Origin of the sequence: Mesoflavibacter zeaxanthinifaciens subsp. sabulilitoris, assembly GCF_014191595.1 — a bacterium.
In the GTDB taxonomy this organism is placed as follows: domain Bacteria; phylum Bacteroidota; class Bacteroidia; order Flavobacteriales; family Flavobacteriaceae; genus Mesoflavibacter; species Mesoflavibacter zeaxanthinifaciens.
The window spans coordinates 40,863-64,475 of sequence record NZ_JACHWV010000004.1 but is presented as its reverse complement, the minus strand read 5'-3'; the positions used below and the strand labels follow the sequence as shown (position 1 = coordinate 64,475).

23 protein-coding genes are annotated in these 23,613 nt (G+C 31.6%); 17 read left to right on the top strand and 6 right to left on the bottom strand.

Annotated features, from left to right (window positions below):
- The first annotated feature begins 91 nt into the window (after positions 1 to 91).
- The 4 genes from FHS04_RS06865 (at position 92) to rlmN (ending at position 4,086) form a co-directional block, all read left to right on the top strand.
- A complete protein-coding gene (locus tag FHS04_RS06865; protein WP_027881088.1) occupies positions 92 to 418 on the top strand; it encodes a nucleotide pyrophosphohydrolase in 327 nt (108 codons plus the stop codon).
- Positions 419 to 429: 11 nt separating this feature from the next.
- Positions 430 to 1,653, top strand: a complete 1,224-nt coding sequence (aroA, locus tag FHS04_RS06860; RefSeq protein WP_106680119.1) for a 3-phosphoshikimate 1-carboxyvinyltransferase — start codon at positions 430 to 432, stop codon at positions 1,651 to 1,653.
- Positions 1,654 to 1,756: 103 nt separating this feature from the next.
- Entirely contained in the window at positions 1,757 to 2,806 is a 1,050-nt protein-coding gene (gene queA / locus FHS04_RS06855; RefSeq protein WP_106680121.1) for a tRNA preQ1(34) S-adenosylmethionine ribosyltransferase-isomerase QueA, read from the top strand.
- Between the two features lie 236 nt (positions 2,807 to 3,042).
- Complete coding sequence (gene rlmN / locus FHS04_RS06850) at positions 3,043 to 4,086, top strand: 23S rRNA (adenine(2503)-C(2))-methyltransferase RlmN (RefSeq protein WP_106680123.1); 1,044 nt, start codon at positions 3,043 to 3,045, stop codon at positions 4,084 to 4,086.
- Positions 4,087 to 4,139: 53 nt separating this feature from the next.
- On the opposite strand, the gene FHS04_RS06845 is transcribed toward rlmN, so the two are convergent.
- Positions 4,140 to 5,126, bottom strand: coding sequence for a T9SS type A sorting domain-containing protein (locus FHS04_RS06845; RefSeq protein WP_106680124.1), 987 nt, complete (start codon positions 5,124 to 5,126; stop codon positions 4,140 to 4,142).
- 148 nt (positions 5,127 to 5,274) lie between these two features.
- On the opposite strand from FHS04_RS06845, the gene FHS04_RS06840 reads away from it, so the two are divergent.
- From FHS04_RS06840 to dnaG, 5 genes are all read left to right on the top strand, one after another.
- Positions 5,275 to 6,252, top strand: a complete 978-nt coding sequence (locus FHS04_RS06840) for a polyprenyl synthetase family protein (protein WP_027881093.1) — start codon at positions 5,275 to 5,277, stop codon at positions 6,250 to 6,252.
- A 76-nt stretch (positions 6,253 to 6,328) separates the two neighbouring features.
- Positions 6,329 to 6,889 (top strand): RNA polymerase sigma factor, encoded by a 561-nt coding sequence (locus tag FHS04_RS06835; RefSeq protein ID WP_106680126.1) that lies wholly within the window; start codon positions 6,329 to 6,331, stop codon positions 6,887 to 6,889.
- Positions 6,876 to 7,598: a hypothetical protein gene (locus tag FHS04_RS06830; protein ID WP_106680128.1), complete on the top strand. Its 723-nt coding sequence runs from the start codon at positions 6,876 to 6,878 to the stop codon at positions 7,596 to 7,598. The genes FHS04_RS06835 and FHS04_RS06830 overlap by 14 nt, the downstream gene beginning before the upstream one ends.
- 32 nt (positions 7,599 to 7,630) lie before the next feature.
- A complete protein-coding gene (locus FHS04_RS06825; protein WP_106680130.1) occupies positions 7,631 to 8,698 on the top strand; it encodes a porin family protein in 1,068 nt (355 codons plus the stop codon).
- Between the two features lie 135 nt (positions 8,699 to 8,833).
- The gene (dnaG, locus tag FHS04_RS06820; protein WP_106680132.1) at positions 8,834 to 10,792 is read left to right on the top strand and encodes a DNA primase; all 1,959 of its coding nucleotides are present in this window, start codon (positions 8,834 to 8,836) and stop codon (positions 10,790 to 10,792) included.
- Here the strand turns inward: dnaG and FHS04_RS06815 are convergent.
- Complete coding sequence (locus FHS04_RS06815) at positions 10,787 to 11,413, bottom strand: response regulator (protein ID WP_027881098.1); 627 nt, start codon at positions 11,411 to 11,413, stop codon at positions 10,787 to 10,789. The genes dnaG and FHS04_RS06815 overlap by 6 nt on opposite strands.
- A gap of 109 nt (positions 11,414 to 11,522) precedes the next feature.
- On the bottom strand, positions 11,523 to 12,311 hold the full coding sequence (nadE, locus tag FHS04_RS06810; protein WP_106680134.1) for an NAD(+) synthase: 789 nt from the start codon (positions 12,309 to 12,311) through the stop codon (positions 11,523 to 11,525).
- Positions 12,312 to 12,402: 91 nt separating this feature from the next.
- On the opposite strand from nadE, the gene gldB reads away from it, so the two are divergent.
- Both gldB and gldC read left to right on the top strand, forming a co-directional pair.
- The gene (gene gldB, locus FHS04_RS06805) at positions 12,403 to 13,362 is read left to right on the top strand and encodes a gliding motility lipoprotein GldB (protein WP_106680136.1); all 960 of its coding nucleotides are present in this window, start codon (positions 12,403 to 12,405) and stop codon (positions 13,360 to 13,362) included.
- Between the two features lie 2 nt (positions 13,363 to 13,364).
- Positions 13,365 to 13,697, top strand: coding sequence for a gliding motility protein GldC (gene gldC / locus FHS04_RS06800; protein WP_027881101.1), 333 nt, complete (start codon positions 13,365 to 13,367; stop codon positions 13,695 to 13,697).
- 70 nt (positions 13,698 to 13,767) lie between these two features.
- On the opposite strand, the gene pruA is transcribed toward gldC, so the two are convergent.
- The 3 genes from pruA to FHS04_RS06785 all read right to left on the bottom strand — a co-directional run bounded on the left by pruA (position 13,768) and on the right by FHS04_RS06785 (position 17,256).
- Positions 13,768 to 15,396, bottom strand: coding sequence for an L-glutamate gamma-semialdehyde dehydrogenase (gene pruA / locus FHS04_RS06795; protein ID WP_106680138.1), 1,629 nt, complete (start codon positions 15,394 to 15,396; stop codon positions 13,768 to 13,770).
- A gap of 133 nt (positions 15,397 to 15,529) precedes the next feature.
- Positions 15,530 to 15,916, bottom strand: coding sequence for a Co2+/Mg2+ efflux protein ApaG (gene apaG / locus FHS04_RS06790; protein ID WP_027881103.1), 387 nt, complete (start codon positions 15,914 to 15,916; stop codon positions 15,530 to 15,532).
- Positions 15,917 to 16,005: 89 nt separating this feature from the next.
- On the bottom strand, positions 16,006 to 17,256 hold the full coding sequence (locus tag FHS04_RS06785) for a type IX secretion system plug protein (RefSeq protein WP_106680140.1): 1,251 nt from the start codon (positions 17,254 to 17,256) through the stop codon (positions 16,006 to 16,008).
- A 157-nt stretch (positions 17,257 to 17,413) separates the two neighbouring features.
- On the opposite strand from FHS04_RS06785, the gene FHS04_RS06780 reads away from it, so the two are divergent.
- From FHS04_RS06780 to nqrF, 6 genes are read left to right on the top strand one after another with little or no spacing between them, the layout of a single operon-like run.
- Entirely contained in the window at positions 17,414 to 18,769 is a 1,356-nt protein-coding gene (locus tag FHS04_RS06780) for a Na(+)-translocating NADH-quinone reductase subunit A (protein WP_106680142.1), read from the top strand.
- Positions 18,769 to 19,983: an NADH:ubiquinone reductase (Na(+)-transporting) subunit B gene (locus tag FHS04_RS06775; protein WP_106680144.1), complete on the top strand. Its 1,215-nt coding sequence runs from the start codon at positions 18,769 to 18,771 to the stop codon at positions 19,981 to 19,983. The genes FHS04_RS06780 and FHS04_RS06775 overlap by 1 nt, the downstream gene beginning before the upstream one ends.
- Positions 19,984 to 19,985: 2 nt before the next feature.
- Positions 19,986 to 20,741: a Na(+)-translocating NADH-quinone reductase subunit C gene (locus FHS04_RS06770; protein WP_106680146.1), complete on the top strand. Its 756-nt coding sequence runs from the start codon at positions 19,986 to 19,988 to the stop codon at positions 20,739 to 20,741.
- Positions 20,742 to 20,743: 2 nt separating this feature from the next.
- Positions 20,744 to 21,388, top strand: coding sequence for an NADH:ubiquinone reductase (Na(+)-transporting) subunit D (locus FHS04_RS06765; protein ID WP_027881108.1), 645 nt, complete (start codon positions 20,744 to 20,746; stop codon positions 21,386 to 21,388).
- A gap of 50 nt (positions 21,389 to 21,438) precedes the next feature.
- The gene (nqrE, locus tag FHS04_RS06760; protein ID WP_027881109.1) at positions 21,439 to 22,173 is read left to right on the top strand and encodes an NADH:ubiquinone reductase (Na(+)-transporting) subunit E; all 735 of its coding nucleotides are present in this window, start codon (positions 21,439 to 21,441) and stop codon (positions 22,171 to 22,173) included.
- A 1-nt stretch (position 22,174) separates the two neighbouring features.
- Positions 22,175 to 23,485 (top strand): NADH:ubiquinone reductase (Na(+)-transporting) subunit F, encoded by a 1,311-nt coding sequence (gene nqrF, locus FHS04_RS06755; protein WP_027881110.1) that lies wholly within the window; start codon positions 22,175 to 22,177, stop codon positions 23,483 to 23,485.
- The last annotated feature ends 128 nt before the right edge of the window (positions 23,486 to 23,613 follow it).

The window sequence follows — 23,613 nt, the reverse complement described above, 5'->3', positions numbered from 1 at the left end:
CATTCTAATCATATTTTAAAAGTATTATAGCTTTTGAAAATACAATAATTATCTTTGAAGTGTTTAATCAACATTTCAAAGGTAATTAGTAATGAATATCAAAAACGCACAGCAAGAAGTAGATAATTGGATTAAAAACCATGGAGTAAGATATTTTAACGAGCTTACTAATATGGCGCAACTTACAGAAGAAGTAGGTGAAGTTGCACGTATTATTGCAAGACGTTACGGAGAGCAAAGCGAAAAAGAAAGCGATAAAAATAAAGATTTAGGTGAAGAGTTAGCAGACGTTATGTTTGTAGTTTTATGTTTAGCAAACCAAACAGGAGTAGACCTACAAGATGCTTTTGATAAAAAGTTAGACTTAAAAACAAAACGCGATCACGACAGACACCATAACAATCAAAAATTAAAGTAAATCATAGATAGATGAATTTACAACTCCATAAATCTACCATAACAAGCAATAAAAAGATAGCTATAACAGGCTCTAAAAGTGAGTCAAACAGACTGTTGCTTTTACAAGCGTTATATCCAAGTATTGATATTGCAAACCTGTCAAATTCAGACGATAGTCAATTAATGCAAAAGGCATTAAAATCATCAGATAGAATTATAGATATACATCATGCTGGTACAGCAATGCGTTTTTTAACAGCATTCTATTCTACTCAAAAAAATAGAGAAGTAGAATTAACTGGATCTAAACGTATGAAAGAGCGACCAATAGCCATATTAGTTGATGCTTTAAGACAAATTGGTGCAGATATTTCATATAAAGAAAACGAAGGTTTTCCTCCATTAATGATAAAAGGTAAACAACTAACAGGCAATAAAGTTACTTTAAAAGCCAATGTTAGTAGTCAATATATTTCTGCATTATTGTTAATTGCTCCTAAATTAGAAAACGGACTAAAGTTAACTTTAGAAGGAACAATAACATCTATTCCATATATAAAAATGACGCTTAATTTATTGTCACAAATAGGCGTAGAATCTTCTTTTAAAGATAATGTAATTACAGTAAAGCGATTACTAAATATAAAAGAAAATAAAAATTTGGTAGTAGAGTCCGATTGGTCTTCTGCATCCTATTTTTATAGTATTATAGCACTTTCAGATATAGGTGCTAATGTTACTATTTCATCTTATAAAAAGGAAAGTTTGCAAGGCGATTCTGTTTTAGCACAGATTTATAAAACATTTGGAGTTTCGACTGAGTTTAATAATAACTCCGTAACAATTTCTAAAACTTCCGAAGCAAAATCAATTAAAGAGTTAAACTTGCAAGAAGCACCAGATATAGCTCAAACTATTGCAGTAACAGCATTTGGATTAGGCTTGTCTTGTTATTTAACAGGTTTGCACACTTTAAAAATAAAGGAAACAGATAGATTAGTTGCTTTAAAAACCGAAATAGAAAAACTTGGAGGTAATGTGTCTATAACTAATGATAGCTTAACTCTAGAAGCGTCAAATTCAATTTTAAATAATGTCGAAATAGACACCTATAATGACCACAGAATGGCTATGGCATTTGCACCATTGGCATTAAAAACAGATATTATAATTAAAGATTATAAAGTCGTTTCTAAGTCATATCCAACATATTGGGAAGATTTAAAAACTTTAGGTTTTAATATAGCTCTGTAAACCCTTGTTATTGCTAGGTTTTAAATAATAATTGCTCATTTACTTGACAACGCCTAGTTTCAGATTGTATATTTGCAACTTGTAAATAAAATAAAGCAACTAGATGAAATTATCACATTTTAACTTTGACTTACCAGAAGAACTTTTAGCAGAATATCCAGCAGAAAATAGAGACGAGTCTCGTTTAATGGTATTGCACAGAGATACTCAAAAAATCGAACATAGAATGTTTAAAGACTTAATCGATTATTTTGATGAAAAAGACGTGATGATTCTTAATAATACCAAAGTGTTTCCTGCACGTTTATTTGGTAACAAAGAAAAAACAGGAGCACGTATAGAAGTATTTTTATTAAGAGAATTAAATGAAGAACAACGTCTTTGGGATGTATTAGTAGATCCAGCGCGTAAGATTCGTATTGGTAATAAATTGTATTTTGGAGATGACGAGTCTTTGGTTGCAGAGGTAATAGATAACACAACATCTCGTGGTCGTACACTACGTTTTCTTTACGATGGATCTTACCAAGAGTTTCGTAGAAAATTAAATGAGTTAGGAGAAACACCATTACCAAAATACATTAAAAGAGAAGTAGAGCCAGAAGATGAAGAGCGTTACCAAACCATTTTTGCAAAAGAAGAAGGCGCAGTAGCAGCACCAACAGCAGGATTACACTTCTCAAAACATTTATTAAAGCGTTTAGAAATTAAAGGTGTAGACTTTGCAGAAGTAACATTACACGTTGGTTTAGGTACATTTAACCCAGTAGAGGTAGAAGATCTTTCTAAACATAAAATGGATAGCGAAGAGCTAAAAATAGGACCAGAAGCAGTAAAAATAATCAATAACGCAAAAGCAGAAAAACGTCGTGTATGCGCAGTTGGTACAACAGCAATGCGTGCTATAGAAAGCTCGGTGTCTTCAAGTGGTACGTTAAATGAGATAGAAGGTTGGACAAATAAATTTATTTTCCCACCATACGATTTTAGTATTGCTAATTCAATGATTACAAACTTCCATACACCAAAATCAACATTATTAATGATGATTTCTGCATTTGCAGGACACGATTTTGTTAAGCATGCTTACGAAGAAGCTGTTAAAGAAAAATACAAGTTTTACAGTTATGGTGATGCCATGTTAATCTTGTAAAAGAAAAACAAATATAAATTAACCTCTTTTTATGTCAATAAGAAGAGGTTTTTTTATGGCATTACCCAAAAGGGTCGCGTTTTCGGCAGTCGCTTTTTTGTGTTGCATATACGCAACAACACAAAAAGAGCTTCAACAAAGCCTTAACCGCTAATGCGCCAGCCAAAGACTATTACATTAAATAAATCAATCACTTACACAAAGGATAAATCATAATTTGTAGCTTTGCAAAATCTATGGAAATAAAGAAAAAAGACATACGTGCATTAACCAAAGACCAATTAAGAGATTTTTTTGTGTCTCAAGGTGACAAAGCCTTTAGAGGTAATCAAGTATATGAATGGTTATGGAGTAAAAGCGTTCATACTTTTGAAGATATGACCAATATCTCAAAAGAAACACGTCAAATGCTAGAAGATAACTTTGTAATTAATCATATACAAGTAGATACTTTACAGCGTAGTAGTGATGGTACAGTAAAAAATGCTGTAAAACTACATGATGGTTTGGTGGTCGAGTCGGTTTTAATACCAACCAGTACACGTACAACAGCATGTGTTTCTAGTCAAGTAGGTTGTAGTTTAGATTGTAAGTTTTGCGCTACAGCACGTTTAAAACGTATGCGTAATCTTAATCCAGACGAAATTTATGATCAAGTAGTAGCTATTGATAGAGAAAGTAGATTATACTATGATAGACCTTTAAGTAATATCGTTTTTATGGGTATGGGAGAACCATTAATGAATTATAACAACGTATTAAAGGCAATAGATAAAATTACATCGCCAGAAGGTTTAGGTATGTCTCCAAAGCGCATTGTAGTTTCTACATCAGGTGTACCAAAAATGATTAAAAAAATGGCAGACGATGAGGTTAAATTTAAATTAGCAGTGTCATTACACTCTGCAATAGATGAGGTAAGAACATCAATAATGCCATTTAACGCAACATTTCCTTTATCAGATTTAAGAGAGGCTTTAGAGTATTGGTATGCTAAAACAAAAAATAGAATAACCTACGAATATGTCGTCTGGAAAGGCATAAACGATAAACGTAAAGATGTAGATGCATTAGTTAAGTTTTGCAAATTTGCACCAAGTAAAGTTAACTTAATCGAATATAATCCAATTGATGATGGCGAGTTTCAGCAAGCAAACACAGAAGCTATAGATATGTATCAAAATATATTAGAAGCTAATAATATAACGGTAACAGTTAGGCGAAGTAGAGGTAAAGATATTGATGCTGCTTGTGGTCAATTAGCTAATAAGAGTAAATAAAAAAAGCGATTTCAATTGTTTTGAAATCGCTTTTTAAATATAATTAAATGTAATTATTCTTTTATAAATTTAAAAGTTTCTTTCCTTTCTTCAGCGGTAATAGTCATAAAATAAATACCGTTATTAAACTCTTTTACATTTATGGAGTTGTCTATTATTTGATCATTATTTAATGATAATACTTTTTGTCCTAATTGATTAAATACTTCAACAGAATTTATAGTTACATCTGTTTTAATTTTTATGAAGTCTGATGTCGGATTAGGATAAATACTAAATGGTTTAATGTTAAATTCAGCTGTAGATAAAGGGTCTGCTTCGGTTGTAAAAGTGTAATCAACACTAGTTACTGTTCCTAAACAATTAGTAGAAGTAATATTCCATGTATAGGTCGTACCATAAGCCCAAGAACCATAAGTTATGTTAACAGGACTTGTAACGCCAGTAACAGTTCCTACAGTTAATAGATTTAAGTCATACGTAGTAGCAGCGCCATTATCTGTCCAAGCAAAACCGTTTATAACTGGATTTGCTGGATCTGTCATATCAATTGGTACATCGATAGCACCATTAGCAGGATAAGTAATATTTGCAGCATCAGGCATCATTGTAGCGGTGCAGGTACAAGAAGGACTTGTACATTGTATTGTAGTTACTGTTGCGTCAAAAGCTTGGGTTTGACAAGCTGCATTTAAATGCCAATGAATTATGACGTCTGTAGTAGTAGCAGTAAACGATACAGAAGAAGCACCATGTGCTAATACTGTACCTCCTACAGCAGGATTTTGCCAGTCGATTTCTGCAACAGTAATATATATGCTAGTAGTATTTGTTCCTGTAACAGTATAGGTGTTACCTATAATTAAGCCTTCAATAGCAGAATATTCTGCGTTTGGCCAATTATCTGCAGCAATTTGTTCTGCTGTACCATCATTGACCATAACCAAGTTTCCATAATTTTCACCTGTAATAGTGGTGCATTGGCTATAAGCACCAATCGAAAAAATAAGGGATAATAAAAGTAAAGTAAAATTTTTCATAAGCTAATTAGTTGTTGATTAATAAATTAACTTAAAGTTAAACAAAAAAATCTATTAAAGAGCTCGATTACAAAAAATTAAAAAATATTAATAATATTGTGTCTTACTTTATTCGTATTTTTGAAATTCATAAAATAAGCACTGTTTTTTGAAAATAACCGAACAAATAAAACAACCTATAGCGTTTGAAATGGATCTTTTCGAACAAAAATTTAGGTTGTCAATGTCTTCTAAAGTCGCATTACTTAACCGTATTACCTATTACATTGTAAATAGAAAAGGAAAACAAATGCGACCAATGTTTGTGTTTTTAGTTGCAAAAATGGTAGCAAACGGAGAGGTTAGCGAACGTACCTATCGTGGTGCATCTGTTATAGAACTAATCCATACAGCAACTTTAGTACATGATGATGTTGTTGATGATAGTAATAAACGTCGTGGTTTTTTCTCGATCAATGCACTTTGGAAAAACAAAATAGCAGTTTTAATAGGAGACTTTTTATTATCAAAAGGGTTATTACTTTCTATAGATAATAACGATTTTGATTTGCTAAAAATAATTTCGGTTGCCGTAAGAGAAATGAGTGAAGGCGAATTACTTCAAATTGAAAAAGCTAGAAAATTAGATATTACCGAAGAAGTCTATTACGAAATCATCCGACAGAAAACAGCAACTTTAATCGCTGCTTGTTGTAGTTTGGGCGCTGCTTCTGTAAAACCTAATTCTGTAGAAGTAGAAACTATGCGTAAATTTGGAGAGTTAATAGGAATGGCTTTTCAAATAAAAGACGATTTGTTCGACTACGGTTCCAAAAGTATTGGTAAACCTATAGGTATAGATATTAAAGAGCAAAAAATGACCTTACCACTTATTTATGTGCTTAATACTTGCTCTAAAAAAGATAAAAACTGGTTAATCAATTCAGTAAAAAATCATAACAAGGATAAAAAAAGAGTTAATCAGGTTATAGAATTTGTAAAAGAAAATGGTGGACTAGATTATGCTGTTTCTAAAATGAAATCTTTTCAAAAAGAAGCCCTAAACATCCTTGAAACTTTCCCAGAATCAGACTATAAAGCATCATTAAAACTGATGGTAAATTACGTGATAGAAAGAAAAAAATAATTTTTTTCAACTTCAGGCAACCTTTTTCACAGTTTTTGCGTCTTTATAAATACAACGTCCAACTAAACACGTTTTTGTGAAAGTAGTAACACTTTTTAATAACGAAGCAAAGCTGATAAAAAAAGCAATTCAGCATAACAGAAAAGCGCAGCATACGCTATACGAGATGCATGCGCCAAAAATGTTAAGCGTTTGTCGTTATTATATAAAAGACCTTCAAAAGGCAGAAGAAGTCATGCTTAACGGTTTTTTAAAAGTGTTTAACAATCTTAAACAATTTAAAAGTGAAGGAAGTTTTGAAGGATGGATAAGACGCATTATGATAAGAGAAAGTATCTCTTTCTTACGTCAAGACAAGCAACTGTTTTTTACAGAAGATACGCATCCTTATACCGAGATAGAAGATAGTACATCACAACAATATGATGTGGCATATTTGCAAAAAATGATAGATAATTTACCTGATGGCTATAAAATGGTTTTTGTTATGTATGCAATAGAAGGTTATAAACACTCAGAAATTGCAAAAGAATTAAACATTTCAGAAGGCACATCAAAATCACAATTGTATAAAGCACGACAATTGTTGCAAACCCAAATTAATAACCAAAATACCAAAGAGTATGGCTCCAAATAAATTTGAAAAGAAAGCTAAAGACGTTTTAGAACGCCGTACCATAGCGCCAAGTAAAGACGCTTGGGCGCAGTTAAATAATAAAATAGAACAGTCTGATAAAAAAAGAAAATTGTCTGTTTGGTGGTTAGGTGTAGCTGCAACTTTAGTAGGTGTAATGTTAGCCATTACTTTGTTTAACAAAGCTGAAGTATTGCCAGAAAACACTATTGTTAATCAAGAAAAAAACCAACAAAGCAAAGAACAGCCTACAATTACAAAGAATAAAATTGAAGATATAATTGAAGAAAATTTAGAAAATAAACCATTAGTAAATGTTAATGAAGAAAGTGAAAACTCTAAATTAAAAACAGAAACACCTAAAACATTAGTAACTAATAAAAAGAAAAAACCAGAGCAATATTTAGCAACGGTTAGCCATAAAAATAAAGAAGAAAATAACAATCACTTAAGTAGTCAAATATCAGAAAATATAGTTGCAGAAGTATCTGAAGAACAAATAAATTTAGACGAAGCTAACCAGCTTTTAGAAAATGCAATGAATCAATTTTCTGTAGATGATTATAAAAACGTAACAGAAAAAATAAACGCTAACGATCTATTGGAAGAAGTAGAGATGACTTCAGAAAAGTCATTAAAACACAGACTGTTTCATGTCGTAAAATCAGGTTATGAAACCGTAAAAAGCACAGTAGTAAGTAGCGATAATTAATATTTCATCTAACAAAATTAACACGAACAATTATGCAAAACATTATTAAACACTTAACGCTATTAATTTCAATATTTGTAGTTAGTCAACTGCAAGCACAAGACACATTAACAGTTGCAAAACAAGACGTTTCTAAAATGATCGAAGATTATAAAGAACGTATTAAAAAAGCCGAACTTGAAACTTTAAAAGAAGAAGTAGATAATATTAATGACCGTTTAGATAGAGAAGATATTACTTTTGAAGAAGCAGAAAAGCTTAAAAAAGAAGCTGCAGAAAAACATGCTAAAAACATAGAGAATCGTTACATTATTTTAGAAAATAAGTTCGAATTAATGGAGCGCAATAACGATCTACCAGATCCAGATAAAAAGTCAACAGTGTTTTCTATTAATATAGGAGATGGACAAAAAGAAATAGTAGAAGTTAAAGCTAAAAAATCACCTCCAAAATATGATATAAGAACTGGTAATCAATTGCTTTTTGCAATGGGTTTTAATAACGCAATTATAGATGGAGTTGCTTTAGATGATTCTCCATACAAATTAGGAGGATCAGGATTTGTAGAACTTGGTTGGTTATGGAATACACGAGTTTTTAAAGAATCTAATTTTTTAAGATTTAAATACGGGTTGTCTTTTCAGTGGAATAAATTTGATATAAAAGACAATTTGTATTTTGAAAAAGGAACAGAAGAAACTACTCTGCAGGTTTTTCCTAACGACCTAAAAAAAGCAAAGTTTAGAACTACAAATCTTGTAATACCTGTGTTTTTTGAGTTTGGACCATCAACTAAAAAAGAATATAAAGACCGTATTAGATATTTTACAGATGATCATTTTAAAATAGGTATAGGTGGTTATGGCGGTGTTAATTTAGGGACACAACAAAAGCTAGTTTACGAAGATGAGTTTGGTGATCGTGTAAAACAGAAAATAAAAACAAGCTACAATACTAATACTTTTGTTTATGGTTTAGCGGCTTATATAGGTTATGGAGATTTAAGTTTATATGCTAAATATGACTTGTCTACAATTTTTAAAGACGCAACTGTAGATCAAAACAATATTTCATTAGGTATTAGAGTAGATTTGGATTAAGTCTAATATGTTAGTATTAAAGCCTCTTAAAATTTTAAGAGGCTTTTTTTTGTTTAGATTGTTTTGTTACAAAAAGAAGAAGTAAAATATTATTACTTTTACAGTCTAAATAAGCATTAAAAAAACATACATCTTTTGATATCAAAAACTACCATAGATCAAGTATATGAAACCGCCAGACTAGAAGAGGTTATTGGTGACTTCGTTCAGCTTAAAAAAGCTGGTAGTAACTTTAAAGGTTTAAGTCCGTTTTCAGACGAGCGTACACCAAGTTTTATGGTATCTCCAGTAAAGCAAATCTGGAAGGATTTTAGTACAGGTAAAGGAGGAAATGTAGTAGCTTTTTTAATGGAGCATGAGCATTTTACTTATCCTGAAGCAATAAAGTATTTAGCAAAAAAATACAATATTGAAATTGAAGAAACAGAGCAAACTAACGCTCAAAAAGAAGCGCAAGATAAAAGAGAAAGTCTTTATTTGGTAAGTGAATATGCAAACACATATTTTCAAAATATATTACATAATACAGATAAAGGTAAAGCAATTGGATTAAGCTATTTTAAAGAACGTGGTTTTACATCAGAAACTATAAAAAAGTTTGATTTAGGTTATTCTTTAGACGATTGGAGTGCTTTTACAGATGAGGCTATAAAACAAGGATATCAATTAGAGTTTTTAGAAGAAACAGGACTTACAATAGTTAAAGAAAACAAACAATTTGACCGATTTAAAGGTCGTGTAATGTTTCCTATACAAAGCATGAGTGGTCGTGTTTTAGGTTTTGGAGGTCGTATTTTAACAAACGATAAAAAAGCTGCCAAATACCTAAATAGTCCAGAAAGTGAAATTTACCATAAGAGTAAAGTGCTTTATGGTATTTATCATGCTAAGCAAAGCATAGCAAAAGAAGATAATTGTTATTTAGTAGAAGGTTATACAGACGTTATTCAGTTTTATCAAACAGGAATAAAAAACGTAGTTTCAAGTTCTGGTACAGCTTTAACAAGTGATCAAATTAGATTAATTAATAGGCTAACCAAAAATATTACGGTGCTTTTTGACGGCGATGCTGCAGGTATGCGTGCGTCATTACGTGGTATAGATTTGATTTTAGAGCAAGGTATGAATGTTAAGGTTTGTACCTTTCCAGAAGGCGAAGATCCAGATAGTTTTGCTAAGTCAAATACCTTAGAAGAGTTAACAACTTATTTAGAAGAAAACGCTAAAGATTTTATTCAGTTTAAAGCATCTGTTTTGTACCAATCTGCAAAAGGAGATCCAATAAAAAAAGCAGAAACCATTAGAGACATTGTTACAAGTATCTCAAAAATACCAGACAGAATAAAAACCGAGGTTTATATTCAAGAGTGCGCTCGTATTATGGATATAAGTGAAGATGTACTTTTTACAACTTTAGCACAACTTCAAAATAAAGAAGTAAACGAAGCTTCAAAACAAAATGTCGCAGCAAAAAAAGCATTTGATGTAATAAAACCAGAGCAATCTATAAAAAAGGTTGATGTTCAATATGAATTAGAAAGAAAAATTATTGAAATTTTATTGCTTTATGGAGATAGAACAGAAGAGTTTGAAGATTCTATATTGAAAGAAAATGAAAAGGGTGATTTAGTAGAGGAAACAGTAATACAAGAAGCTAAAGTATTTGAAAAAATTTACTTAGATCTTCAAGAAGACGAAATGGAGTTTTTAAATCCAAAATTTAAATCTATTTATTATGAAGTCATAAATGGTTTAAACCAAGATCCTAATTTTAAAATAGAAAACCTTATTAACACTATAGATCCTGTGCTTTCACAAGAGATCACTTCTATTATGATGGAAGACGAAAAATATAGTCTAGCAGATTGGCAAAGAAACAATATCTTTCCTAAGGACAAAACAATAAGTTTGTCACAATTAGTTAGTCAAACTATTTTGCACTTAAGATCATTTTTAATAACTAAAAAGATAAATAGTTTGTTGCAGCAAACAGATAGTGATTTAACAGTGCAAAATAGATCTATTATTGAAGATGTAATGGATTATAAAAAACTAGATAACATTTTATCTAGACGCTTAGGTAAACCTCTATAAGTTTAAATTATTAGCTTGATTAACCAAGTCTATTAAATTAGAGACGTTTAACTTTTTCATTAATCTTGCTTTATAAGTACTTACCGTTTTTTCGTTTATGTTTAATTCTTCAGCAACTTCTTTGTTTCGTCTACCATTAGAAAGAAGTTTTAAAACTTCTACTTCTCTTGTAGATAGTTTTTTAAAATAACTTCCTCCTCTACTTTTAGATTTATTTGATGCAATTTTTTTAGATAAAGCAGGACTCAAATAAACGCCTCCTAAATGGACTTTCATTATTGCATCTTTTAGGGTTAATAAGTCTTCTGTTTTAGATATAAATCCATCTGCTCCAGCTTTAATAGTGCTAATCGCATAAACATCTTCTTGCTGTCCAGAAAAAATAATTGTTTTTACGTTAGGGTGTTCTTTTTTTAAACGTCTTAAAACGCTTATCCCATTAAGTTTAGGTAAATCAATGTCACACATTATAATGTCTACGTAGTATTCATTTAAAACGTCAAAGATAGCTTCTCCGTCTGCTACAGTAGCAACAATTTTTACATCTCTAGAATCTGAAAAGACCAATTCTATCCCTTTTGTAATAATAGGATATTGGTCTGCAACCAATAATTTGACCATGTTGTAAGTTTTTTATATCTATCAAAAAGTAAGATAGACTGGTTATAGAATAATTAATAGCATTCTAAAGTTATGTAAAAAACAGAAAAAAACAAAGAAAATTAAGGTGTTATAACAAAAAGTTAGGGATTTCACACACAGGTATAGGATTCATTTTGTGTAAGTTTCTGGTATTGTAAGATTTATATATTTTAAAAACTTCTTTTTCTCTTTCCGAAAAATCAGAAATCTGTTTTCCTTTACTATCCATGGTCATAGCCCATTCTAATTCAGGATAGCTAGCGCCTATTTGGTCTTCGTCGCTTCTTGCGTCACCAAATAAACCATCGCTTGGTGCTGCCTCAATTATTGATTTAGGGACGTGTAAAAATTCGCCAATTTTATAAACCTGACTCTTCATTAAATCGGCAATCGGACTTAAATCTACGCCGCCATCTCCGTATTTTGTGTAAAAACCAACACCAAAATCTTCAACTTTATTACCTGTACCAGCAACAAGTAATCCGTATAAACCAGCATGATAATATAAAGTAGTCATGCGTAATCTTGCTCTTGTGTTGGCAAGCGCCATGTCTACCGTATCTTGTTTGCCTTCTAAAGAAACTTCTGTCTTAAACTCTTCAAAAACAGGGGTTAAATCTACTCTAACATCGTCAACATTACTATATCTATTTTTAAGTTGTTTAATGTGTTCTTGTGCTCTATTTACGTGGCTAGCTGCTTGATGTATAGGCATTTCTATGCATAAAACTTTTAAGCCTGTTTCTGCGCACAAAGTAGATGTTACTGCGCTATCGATTCCGCCAGAAACACCAACAACAAAACCATTAACTTTTGCGTTATTTGCATAGTCTTTTAACCAGTTTACAATATGTTTAACAACTTTTTCTGTTTGCATAATAAAAGAATTTAAGTTAAAGTGTAGTACCTTTGTTTAACAAAAGTAAAGTAAAGCTTTAAGTAATAAAAATTAAGAGAAGTTTAAGTCTATGAGAGTTTACATTTTTTGTGTTTTTGTTTTTTTTAGTCTGTTTTCTTGTGAAGACGACAATAAAATAGAAGAAGAAATATCTAAAATTAATGTGAATTTAGATGTAGAACGTTTTGATTTAGCATTTTCTAACACTTCTAAAGAAGATTTTCCAAAACTAAAAGAAGCATACCCGTTTATGTTTTCTAATAAATATGAAGATGAGTTTTGGTTAAACAGAATGACAGATACTTTAGATGTTTTAATTGCTGAAAAAACAAGAGAAGTCTTTCCTGATTTTAAAGATGAGACTGTTGAAATAAAAAAAATGTATCAACATCTAAAATATTATTTCCCAGATACTAAAGTCCCAAGAATAATAACCTTTAATGATAGAGTGGTATATCAAAATAGGGTTTTTGTAACAGATACTGTTACGTTAATAGAATTGGATACGTATTTAGGAAAAGATCATGAGTTTTATCAAGGTATGCAAAAGTATATAGCTAGTAATATGGAGTCAGAATATATAGTTTCAGACCTATCTGAAGCTTATGCTAAAAAAATGATTTTAGATGGCAAACGTAAAAACTTGTTAGAAGAAATGATTTACCACGGAAAGATACTGTATTTCAAAGACATGATTATTCCGTTTAAAACTGATGCAGAAAAAATAAAATACACACCAGAGCAAATAGAATGGGTAAAATCTAATGAAGAGTACATCTGGCGTTACTTTGTAGATAAAGAGTTACTTTTTAGTACAGATGCAAAATTACCTGGTAGGTTTATTAATCCAGCTCCTTTTTCTAAATTTTATTTAGAGCAAATTGATAACGAATCGCCTGGTCGTGTAGGAACATATATAGGTTGGCAAATTGTAAGGTCTTATGCAGAAAAAAATGACATAGATTTTGTACAGTTGTTAAATACACCAGCACAAACAATTTTTAATAAAGCAAAATATAAACCAAATTAATAATGGCAAATATTAAATCAGAAATAAAATTAAACGTAGAATTAGATGAAAATCGTGTTCCAGAAAAATTAAACTGGACAGCACAAGATGGCGGGATAACAAATGCAGAAGCTAAAGCAATGATGCTTTCTGTTTGGGATAGTAAAGCGCAAGAATCTTTAAGAATAGATTTATGGACAAAAGATATGCCTGTAGATGAAATGAAAGTATTTTTTCATCAAACATTAGTAGCTATGAGTAACACATTTCATAGAGCAACACAAGACGAAAAAATGTCTGCAACAATGAAAGATTTTTGTGATTACTTTGCAGAAAAACTTGAATTGAAAAAATAACCGCATCATAATTTAAAATAAAAAAACCGAAGCTATTTGCTTCGGTTTTTTTTATTGAATACTTTATAGATTATTCACCTAAAAACGGATATCTGTAATCTGTTGGTGTTACAAATGTTTCTTTAATCATTCTTGGTGATACCCAACGTAATAAATTTAAAGCACTTCCTGCTTTATCGTTAGTTCCAGATGATCTTGCACCACCAAAAGGTTGTTGTCCTACAACAGCACCAGTTGGTTTATCGTTAATGTAGAAGTTACCAGCACAATTTTGTAATGCTTTTGTTGCTTCTACAATAGCATATCTGTCTTGTGCTAAAATAGCTCCTGTTAAAGCATACTCGCTAGTGCCATCTACTAATTCTAAGGTTTCAGAGAATTGATCATCTTTAAACACGTAAATAGTAATTACAGGACCAAAAAGTTCTTCTTGCATTGTTGTATATTTTGGATCTGTTGTTAAAAGTACAGTTGGCTCTATAAAATAACCTTTACTTTTATCGTAATTTCCACCAGCTATAACTTCAACATTATCATCAGCTTTAGCTTGGTCGATATACTTTGCTAATTTATCAAAAGAACCTTCGTGTATTACAGCAGTAAAGAAGTTGCTCATATCTTCTGGAGAGCCCATTTTAAATGACTTTACATCTTCAATTACATAATCTTTAACTTGGTCCCAAATACTTTCAGAGATGTATGCTCTAGAAGCTGCGCTACATTTTTGACCTTGAAACTCAAATGCGCCTCTAACAATTGCAGTAGCGACTTGTTTTGGGTTTGCAGTTTTATGTGCAACAATAAAATCTTTCCCTCCAGTTTCACCTACAATTTTAGGGTATGTTTTGTAGTTGTGAATGTTGTTACCTATTTTTTTCCATAATTCTTTAAAGATGAAAGTAGATCCTGTAAAGTGTAATCCTGAAAAATCTGGACTGTCTAAAACAGTATCTGTAATCATCACTGGATCACCAAAAACAACGTTAATTACACCGTCTGGTACACCAGCTTCTTTAAATACATCCATTACAACTTTAGCAGAGTAGATTTGTGAGTCACTTGGTTTCCAAACCACAACATTACCCATCATAGCCATACAAGAAGGTAAGTTTCCTGCAATTGCAGTAAAGTTAAATGGAGTTACTGCGTATGTGAATCCTTCTAACGGACGATATTCTAAACGGTTCCAAGCATCACTTGTGCTTTCTGGTTGGTCGTGATAAATATCTGTCATGTATTGCACGTTAAAACGTAAAAAATCAATTAACTCGCAAGCAGAATCAATTTCAGCTTGGTGTATTGTTTTTGATTGTGCAATCATGGTTGCTGCATTAATTTTTGCACGGTATGGACCAGCAATTAATTCTGCAGCTTTTAAAAATATAGCAGCACGTTGTTCCCAAGGTGTGTTAGCCCATGTTTTTCTAGCTTCTAATGCAGTTGCAATAGCTTCGTCAACATGTTTTTTTTCAGCTAAATGGTAGGTTCCAACAACATGTTTATGGTCGTGAGGAGGAGACATTGTTCTTGTGTTTCCTGTAGTAACATCTTTACCATTAATATACATTGGTACATCAATAGTCGTGTTAATCATTTCTTTGTATGCTTTTAAAACTGCTTCGCGTTCTGGCGAGCCTGGAGCATAGCTTTTTACTGGTTCATTAACAGCAATAGGTACGTTAAAAAATCCTTTTCCCATAGTTTAATGTTGTGTTTTTAATTCAAAAATTTTGTCACACAAAGGTACAATTTTTTTATGGGTAAAAGTAAGTTTTTAGGAATAGTTAATGGGTTATGTAAATGTTTGTTTGAAAGCGTATTATTTAAAATAATTAATTAATAGCAAATGGTGCGCTAAGGTGGAATTTAGGTATTGCTACTTCAAAATTTTTGGTAGTTGCAAAATTAACCATGTTGTAAAATCCTGACATGGCTCCAAATGGAGATGTTAATAAGCAACCAGAAGAATAGGTGTGAGATTCGCCAGGTTTAATTACAGGTTTTTGACCAATTACGCCTTCGCCTTCAACTTCTTCAATGTTGTTTAAAGCATCGTAAATTGTCCATTTTCTTGAATTAAGTTGAACAGCATCTTTACCTTGGTTTTCAATAGTTACTTGATAACCAAAAGCAAAATGAAGTTTGTAGTTTTTGTAAAACGTACCTTCAAAATTTGTTTCTACCGAAATTTTTATGCCTTTAGTAATTTGCTGTACCATAATATATTAACTGGTTTTCTGCTATTGCAAAAATAGCAAATTATCAGTTAAGTTGATTGTTTTTAATGTTTATTAGAATAATTTTAAGATTAATTGGTGATTCCAACCGAGTTTTTTTCGCCTAAACCAATTACTTTATCATATCTAGCACCAAGTTCTCTATAATAAACTATAACTTTATAATTATTTTCTGTTTGCCAAAAACTTCCGCCTATTTTATCATGGTCAATGGTGTTGTCTTTGTTTAAAATAACGTATTTGTAGTTGTAAAAACCTTGTTTTAACAAGAAAGAAGTAGTGTAAATACCTTCTTCTTCAAAATATTCCATTTTTGTAGCTTCTTCAAGTTCATAGTTATTAAAATTTCCGTAAACAAAAATATCTTGACCATCTTCTAATTTTGGGTGTTGAAGACTAAAATGAACTTCGGCATAATCTGCTTCTACATCAGGATTATTAACATCTAAAGCAGTGATTACAAAATTACCGTTAATGTCAGGATTGTATGTGTATTTTTGATTTGCTCTTGATACGTTTGTAAATAAATATGAGTGGTATAAGTCTTGTAAATCAATAAATTGAACGCCATTACTTGCGGCTCTTATTTCTTTGTTTTCGAAAAAGAAAAATTCGTTACCTCCATAAAAGCTAGACTTTTCATTATACCTGTATGTAAGTTCGTTTGCCAAAATGTATTGAGGTTTTAAATCGGTGATGGCAGTTTTTAAATTATTGTTTTGAATAACTACAGTTTTTACAGTTTCTTTTGGGTTTACAAACTGAATTTGACTAGAGTTAATGGTTATATCTACAGATTGTTTTTTGTCTATTTCTTTAACGTTTCTAGATCGTCTTATTGCAACTCCAACATCAGCTAATTGCTCATAAACCATAAATTTTCTAGAGAAAATTATATCGTCATAATCATCATAAATAGTAATCATATAGTTGCCTGTAACTTTAATGGCTTGCGTGTATTGATTAGGTATAGTTAACTTGTAATGCGAGTAAGTTTGTAGTGTGTTAAATGAGTTTTGGTAGTTTCTTATGCGTTGTTCATCAAAGCCATCTAAGTATTCAGATTCTACTAATTGCGATGGTGTCCAGTCAAAATTATAGTGTTTAATCTCGTAATAATAGTCATCTTCATTTCCATTAAGAGCATCAAATTCAAGTTGTAAGGATTCGCCTAGTTTTATGATTGGAAGTTGGCTTTCTGCAGTTCCGCCATTAAAATAGATGGTTTTAATATAGTCAGGAGGAATAATTTCTTCAACTTGTGAAAAGCCAAATAAAGGAAAGATTAATAGCAATATAAGTTGTTTAATTTTTTGTTGCATTTAACGAAGATTTTATATAACAAATATAAACAAAATCTGTGCCTTAAAGTTTTTCTTGATTATTTATGATATAATTATGTATTTATTCTTAAATTTGCACGGATTTTTGATTCCTCAAAACTCAATCAGTATAACTATTAACTAATAGATTTATAACATGTCAAACGACATTAAGATTAAAAAAGGTCTAGATATAAAGTTAGAAGGAGAAGCAGAAAAGGCTACTGAAAATGCCATAGTAAGCAACTTTTACGCTATTAGACCAGAAGATTTCCATCAAGTTACTCCAAAATTAGTTGCTAGAGAAGGAGATAAAGTAAAAGCAGGAAGTACTGTTTTTTATGATAAATCCGACGAAAGTGTAAAATTTGTTTCTCCTGTTTCTGGAGAAATCGTTGAGATAGAACGTGGAGCTAAAAGAAGAATTTTAACAATCAAAATTAAAGCAGACAAAGAGCAAGCTTACGAAGATTTTGGAAAGTTAGACGTACAGTCTGCAAATGCAGAAGCAGTAAAGTCTAGGTTATTAGAATCAGGTTGTTGGGCTTTTATCAAACAACGTCCTTACGATGTTGTAGCAAAGCCTAATGGTACGCCAAAGTCTATCTTTATCTCGGCTTATGCAAGTGCGCCATTAGCAGCAGATTTAGATTATACACTGCAAGGTAAAGAAGCTGAACTTCAAGTTGCAGTAACTGCTTTAAGTAAGTTAACAGAAGGAGCAGTGCATGTTTCTGTTGGTAAAAATGGTAACTCACCATTAGCTAACTTAAATAATGTAACAGTACACAAAGTGTCTGGTCCACATCCATCTGGTAATGTAGGAACACAAATCAACAAAATAGATCCGATTAATAAAGGTGAAGTTGTTTGGACAGTAAATGCACAAGATTTAGTAATCATAGGAGAATTACTTTTAACAGGAAAGTTTAATGCAGAACGTGTTATCGCGCTAGCAGGAGCATCTGTTAAAAAGCCAAGATATTTCCGTACTAAAATAGGAAGTGAAGTGTCTACTATGATTTATGATAATGGTGTTGATAAAGATGGTAATGACCGTATTATTTCAGGAAATGTCTTAACAGGAAAGCAAGTTAAACCAGACGGATATTTAGATTACTACAGTAACATAATTACGGTAATTCCTGAAGGAGACGATTACGAGTTTTTTGGTTGGAATAAGCCTGTATTTAATAAGATATCTACATCAAGAGCTTTAACTTTTTCTTGGTTATCGCCAAACAAAAAATATAACTTAGATACAAATACTAACGGAGAGCATAGAGCTTTTGTAGTAACAGGAAGTTATGAAGAAGTATTTCCTTTAGATATTTATCCATTACAAATCTTAAAATCTTGTATGTATAAAGATTTAGATGAAATGGAAGCTTTAGGGATGTATGAGGTTGCACCAGAGGATTTTGCATTAACAGAATTTATTTGTGTGTCAAAACAACCACATCAAAAAATAATTAGAGAAGGATTAGACTTAATGCTTAAAGAAATTGGATAATGGGTTTAAAAAGTAACTTACACAATTTAAAAGAAAAGTATAAGGGCACCAAAATGGCGCCAGCATTTAATGCAATACATACTTTTTTATATCTGCCAAATGAAACGACTCATGGAGGAACTCATGTAAAGGCAGCAGACGATTTAAAGCGTACAATGAATACTGTAATCATGGCATTAATACCATGTTTAATCTTCGGTATTTTTAACGCAGGTTACCAACACTATGCAGCTATCGATGCTGCTGCAGGTATAACAAGAGAAGCTTCTTTATTTGGAAACTTCTTAACATGGGATAATTTTGTTATCGGTGCTTGGACAGTTTTACCTTTAGTAATAGTATCTTACGGAGTTGGTCTTTTAGTCGAATTTATTTTTGCAGTAATTAAAGGTCACGAAGTAGAAGAAGGTTACCTTGTAACAGGAATGTTAGTACCATTAATTGTTCCAGTAGATATCCCATTATGGATGTTAGCTGTAGCAGTTGTTTTTGGTGTAGTTATAGGTAAAGAAGTTTTTGGTGGTACAGGAATGAATATCTTAAACCCAGCATTAACTATTCGTGCATTCTTATTCTTTGCTTATCCAACATGGATGTCTGGAGATAAAGTATGGGTACACGGAGCAGTTGAAAGAGCAGGTACACCAGATGCTATTTCAGGTGAAACACTATTAGGTGCCTATGCTCAAAACAGTAGTCTAGCCGGAATTGACTACATGGACATGTTCTACGGTTTTATTCCAGGTTCAGTAGGAGAAACTTCTAAGTTATTAATTATAGTAGGAGCATTATTCTTAATCTTTACTAAAATAGGAAGCTGGAGAATTATCCTATCTACAATAATTGGAGCTTTATCTATGGGATTAATTTTTAATGGAGTAGTAGATGCAGGTTGGATAGGAGAAACTAGTAAGTTTTATGGCTTAATGAGTGTTCCTTTCTGGCAACATTTAATTATTGGAAGTATCTTGTTTGGTGCTGTTTACATGGCAACAGATCCTGTTACAGCATCTCAAACTAATAAAGGGAAATGGATATATGGGTTTTTAATTGGTTTCCTATCAATAATGATACGTGTATTTAATCCAGCTTATCCAGAAGGTGTTTTCTTAGCTATTCTTTTAATGAATGTTTTTGCACCAACAATTGACCATTACGTTGTACAAGCAAATGTAAAACGTAGAATGAAACGTTTAAAAGTTAAAACTGCTTAGTCATGTCAAACAAAACAGATAGTAATTTATATACCGTATTATTTGCCATAGGAATGGTAGTTGTAGTTGGTGCTTTATTAGCTTTTACAGCAGCATCTTTAAAGCCTACTATAAAAGAAAACGAAAGAATGGAAAAACAACAAAACATTCTTTACGCTATGGGAGTAAATGACAATGGAGAAACTGATGTTGCATTTATTTCTACAGATAAGGTTAGCGAAGCTTTTTCAAAATACATTACTAAACAAATTGTAATAGAAGGTAATGATATTAAAGAAAATGACGAGGCTTACTTAATCGATGTTAAAAAAGAACAAGCAAAAGCAAAAGCAGGAGAAACAAGACGTTTACCTTTATTTATTGGAGAAAAAGATGGTAATACATTTTACGTAGCACCAATATATGGTAAAGGACTTTGGGACGCTATTTGGGGCTATATTGCTATGGATAAAGATATGGTTGTTCAAGGTGTGTATTTTGACCATAAAGGAGAAACACCAGGTTTAGGAGCAAACATTAAACAACGTTATTTTATGGATGACTTTTATGGAGAACACTTACTAACAGATAATGGAGTGTTTAAAGGTATAACAGTTGCAAAAGGAAATAACGATCCTAAAAATGAAGATAAAACAGATTATGAGGTAGATGCTCTGGCAGGAGCTACCATTACAGGTAATGGAGTTAGTGCTATGATTAAAAATGACTTGAAGTTATACATGCCTTATTTTGAAACATTAAAAAATCAAGCTAATTAATTATGGGACTACTTTCAAAAAAAGACGCTAAATTAATTACAGATCCATTAGCAGATAATAACCCAATTACTATACAGGTATTAGGTATTTGTTCTGCGTTAGCAATTACTGCAGAACTTAAAGCTTCTATAGTAATGGCAATTTCTGTATTATTTGTATTAGGAGTTGGTAACGTTGTTATTTCTTTAATGAGAAATATCATACCTTCAAAAATTAGAATTATAGTACAACTTATTGTTGTAGCTGCTCTTGTAATTATTGTTGATCAAGTACTAAAAGCTTTTGCTTACGAGTTAAGTAAAACACTTTCTGTATTCGTTGGTTTAATTATTACAAACTGTATCATTATGGGACGTTTTGAAGCATTTGCTTTAGGTAATGGACCGTGGAAATCTTTCCTTGATGGAATAGGTAACGCATTAGGATACGGTGTTATATTAATAATAGTAGGTTTTTTTAGAGAACTATTAGGTTCTGGTACTTTATTAGGATTTAAAGTTTTAGGAGATCCAATCGAAAAATCAGGATTGTATGCAATAGGATATGAAAATAACGGATTTATGTTATTATCGCCAATGGCATTAATTGTTGTAGGAATTATTATTTGGGTACAACGTAGCAGAAACAAAGATTTAATAGAAGACTAAACATTGACTCGTTTTTTGAAATATTTCAAAAAGACATCAAAAAATAACATATGGAACATATAGAATTATTTTTCAAATCAATCTTTATAGATAACATGGTATTTGCAACATTCCTTGGGATGTGTTCTTACCTTGCAGTATCTAAAAAAGTATCAACAGCTGTAGGATTAGGTGCTGCAGTAATCTTTGTATTAGCAGTTACTGTGCCTATAAACTGGCTTTTAGATCAATATGTACTACAACCAGGTGCATTATCTTGGTTAGGAGAAGAATATGCTAGTTATGATTTAAGTTTCTTATCATTTATCATGTTTATTGCAACTATTGCAACCATGGTACAATTAGTAGAAATTGTTGTAGAAAAGTTTTCTCCTTCATTATATAACTCACTAGGTATATTTTTACCGCTAATTGCAGTAAACTGTGCAATTTTAGGAGGATCTTTATTTATGCAGTCTAGAGAAATCGAAACTATAGGTTTAGCATTTAATTATGGTATAGCTTCTGGTATAGGTTGGTTCTTAGCAATTTTAGCTATCGCAGCAATCCGTGAAAAGATTCGTTATTCTAACGTACCAGCTCCTTTAAGAGGACTAGGAATTACATTTATTATTACTGGTCTTATGGCAATTGGATTTATGAGTTTTGGAGGAATGTTAACTGGAGGAGATGATGAAGGTTCTAAAAAAACAGAACAAGCAGCTCAAATTGAAAAGCAAGATAAAACCGAAACTAAGGTTATAGAGAATAACTCAACTATAGCTAACAATACAACAGTAGAGTAATATGATTTTAGCAGCAAGTACATTAGGAACAGTTTTAACAACTGTTATCGCATTCTTAGTAATAACATTGGTATTAGTATCATTATTATTATATGTTAAGCAAAAATTATCACCATCAGGTCCTGTAACTATTAAAATAAATGGTGAAAAAGAAATTGAAGTATCATCAGGAGGTACATTATTATCAACATTAGGTAACCAAAAAATATTCTTACCATCTGCATGTGGTGGTGGTGGAACTTGTATCCAATGTGAATGTCACGTTTTAGATGGAGGAGGAGAAGCTTTACCAACAGAAACACCTCACTTTACAAGAAAAGAACTACAACACGGTGCTCGTTTAGCTTGTCAAGTAAAAGTTAAACAAGACATGGAAATTACTATACCAGAAGAAGTATTTGGTATCAAAAAATGGGAAGCAACAGTTGTACGTAATTACAATGTAGCCTCTTTTATTAAAGAGTTTGTAGTTGAAATCCCTGAGGATATGAATTACAAGGCTGGTGGATATATTCAAATTGAAATTCCTAAATGTGAAGTGAAATATTCAGATATGGATATTACCGCACATCCAGAAGAACACGATTCACCGGATAAGTTTCAGGCAGAATGGGATAAATTCAATTTATGGCCATTAGTAATGAAAAATGATGAAACTGTAGAACGTGCTTACTCTATGGCTTCTTACCCAGCAGAAGGTAGAGAGATTATGTTAAATGTTCGTATTGCAACGCCACCATGGGATAGAAATAAAAATGGATGGATGGACGTAAATCCAGGTGTAGCATCATCATACATATTTAACTTAAAGAAAGGTGATAAGTGTGTAATCTCTGGACCTTATGGAGAGTTCTTTATTAACGAATCTGATGCAGAAATGCTTTACGTTGGTGGAGGAGCAGGTATGGCACCAATGCGTTCTCACTTATATCATTTATTCAAAACATTAAAAACAGGACGTAAAGTAACATATTGGTATGGTGGTCGTTCTAAACGCGAATTATTCTATATTGAACATTTCCGTGAGTTAGAAAGAGACTTCCCTAACTTTAAATTTTACTTAGCACTTTCAGAACCTTTAGAAGAAGATAACTGGAAAGTTAAGAAAGATATACATGATGAAGAAGGAGATGGTTTTGTAGGGTTTATTCATAATTGTGTAATAGATAACTACTTAAATCATCATGATACACCAGAGGATATAGAGTTATATTTCTGTGGTCCTCCTTTAATGAATAAAGCAGTACAAAAAATGGGTGAAGATTTTGGTATTCCAGATGAAAACATCCGATTTGATGACTTTGGAGGATAGTATAAAACCTCTTCAAATAAAAAAGCCAATGTGTTTACATTGGCTTTTTTTATTACTTAAAATAAAAAAAAACCGAATATTTCCTTTTTTTATAGTTTTTTATCGAAAAATGATTAAAATCATTCTAT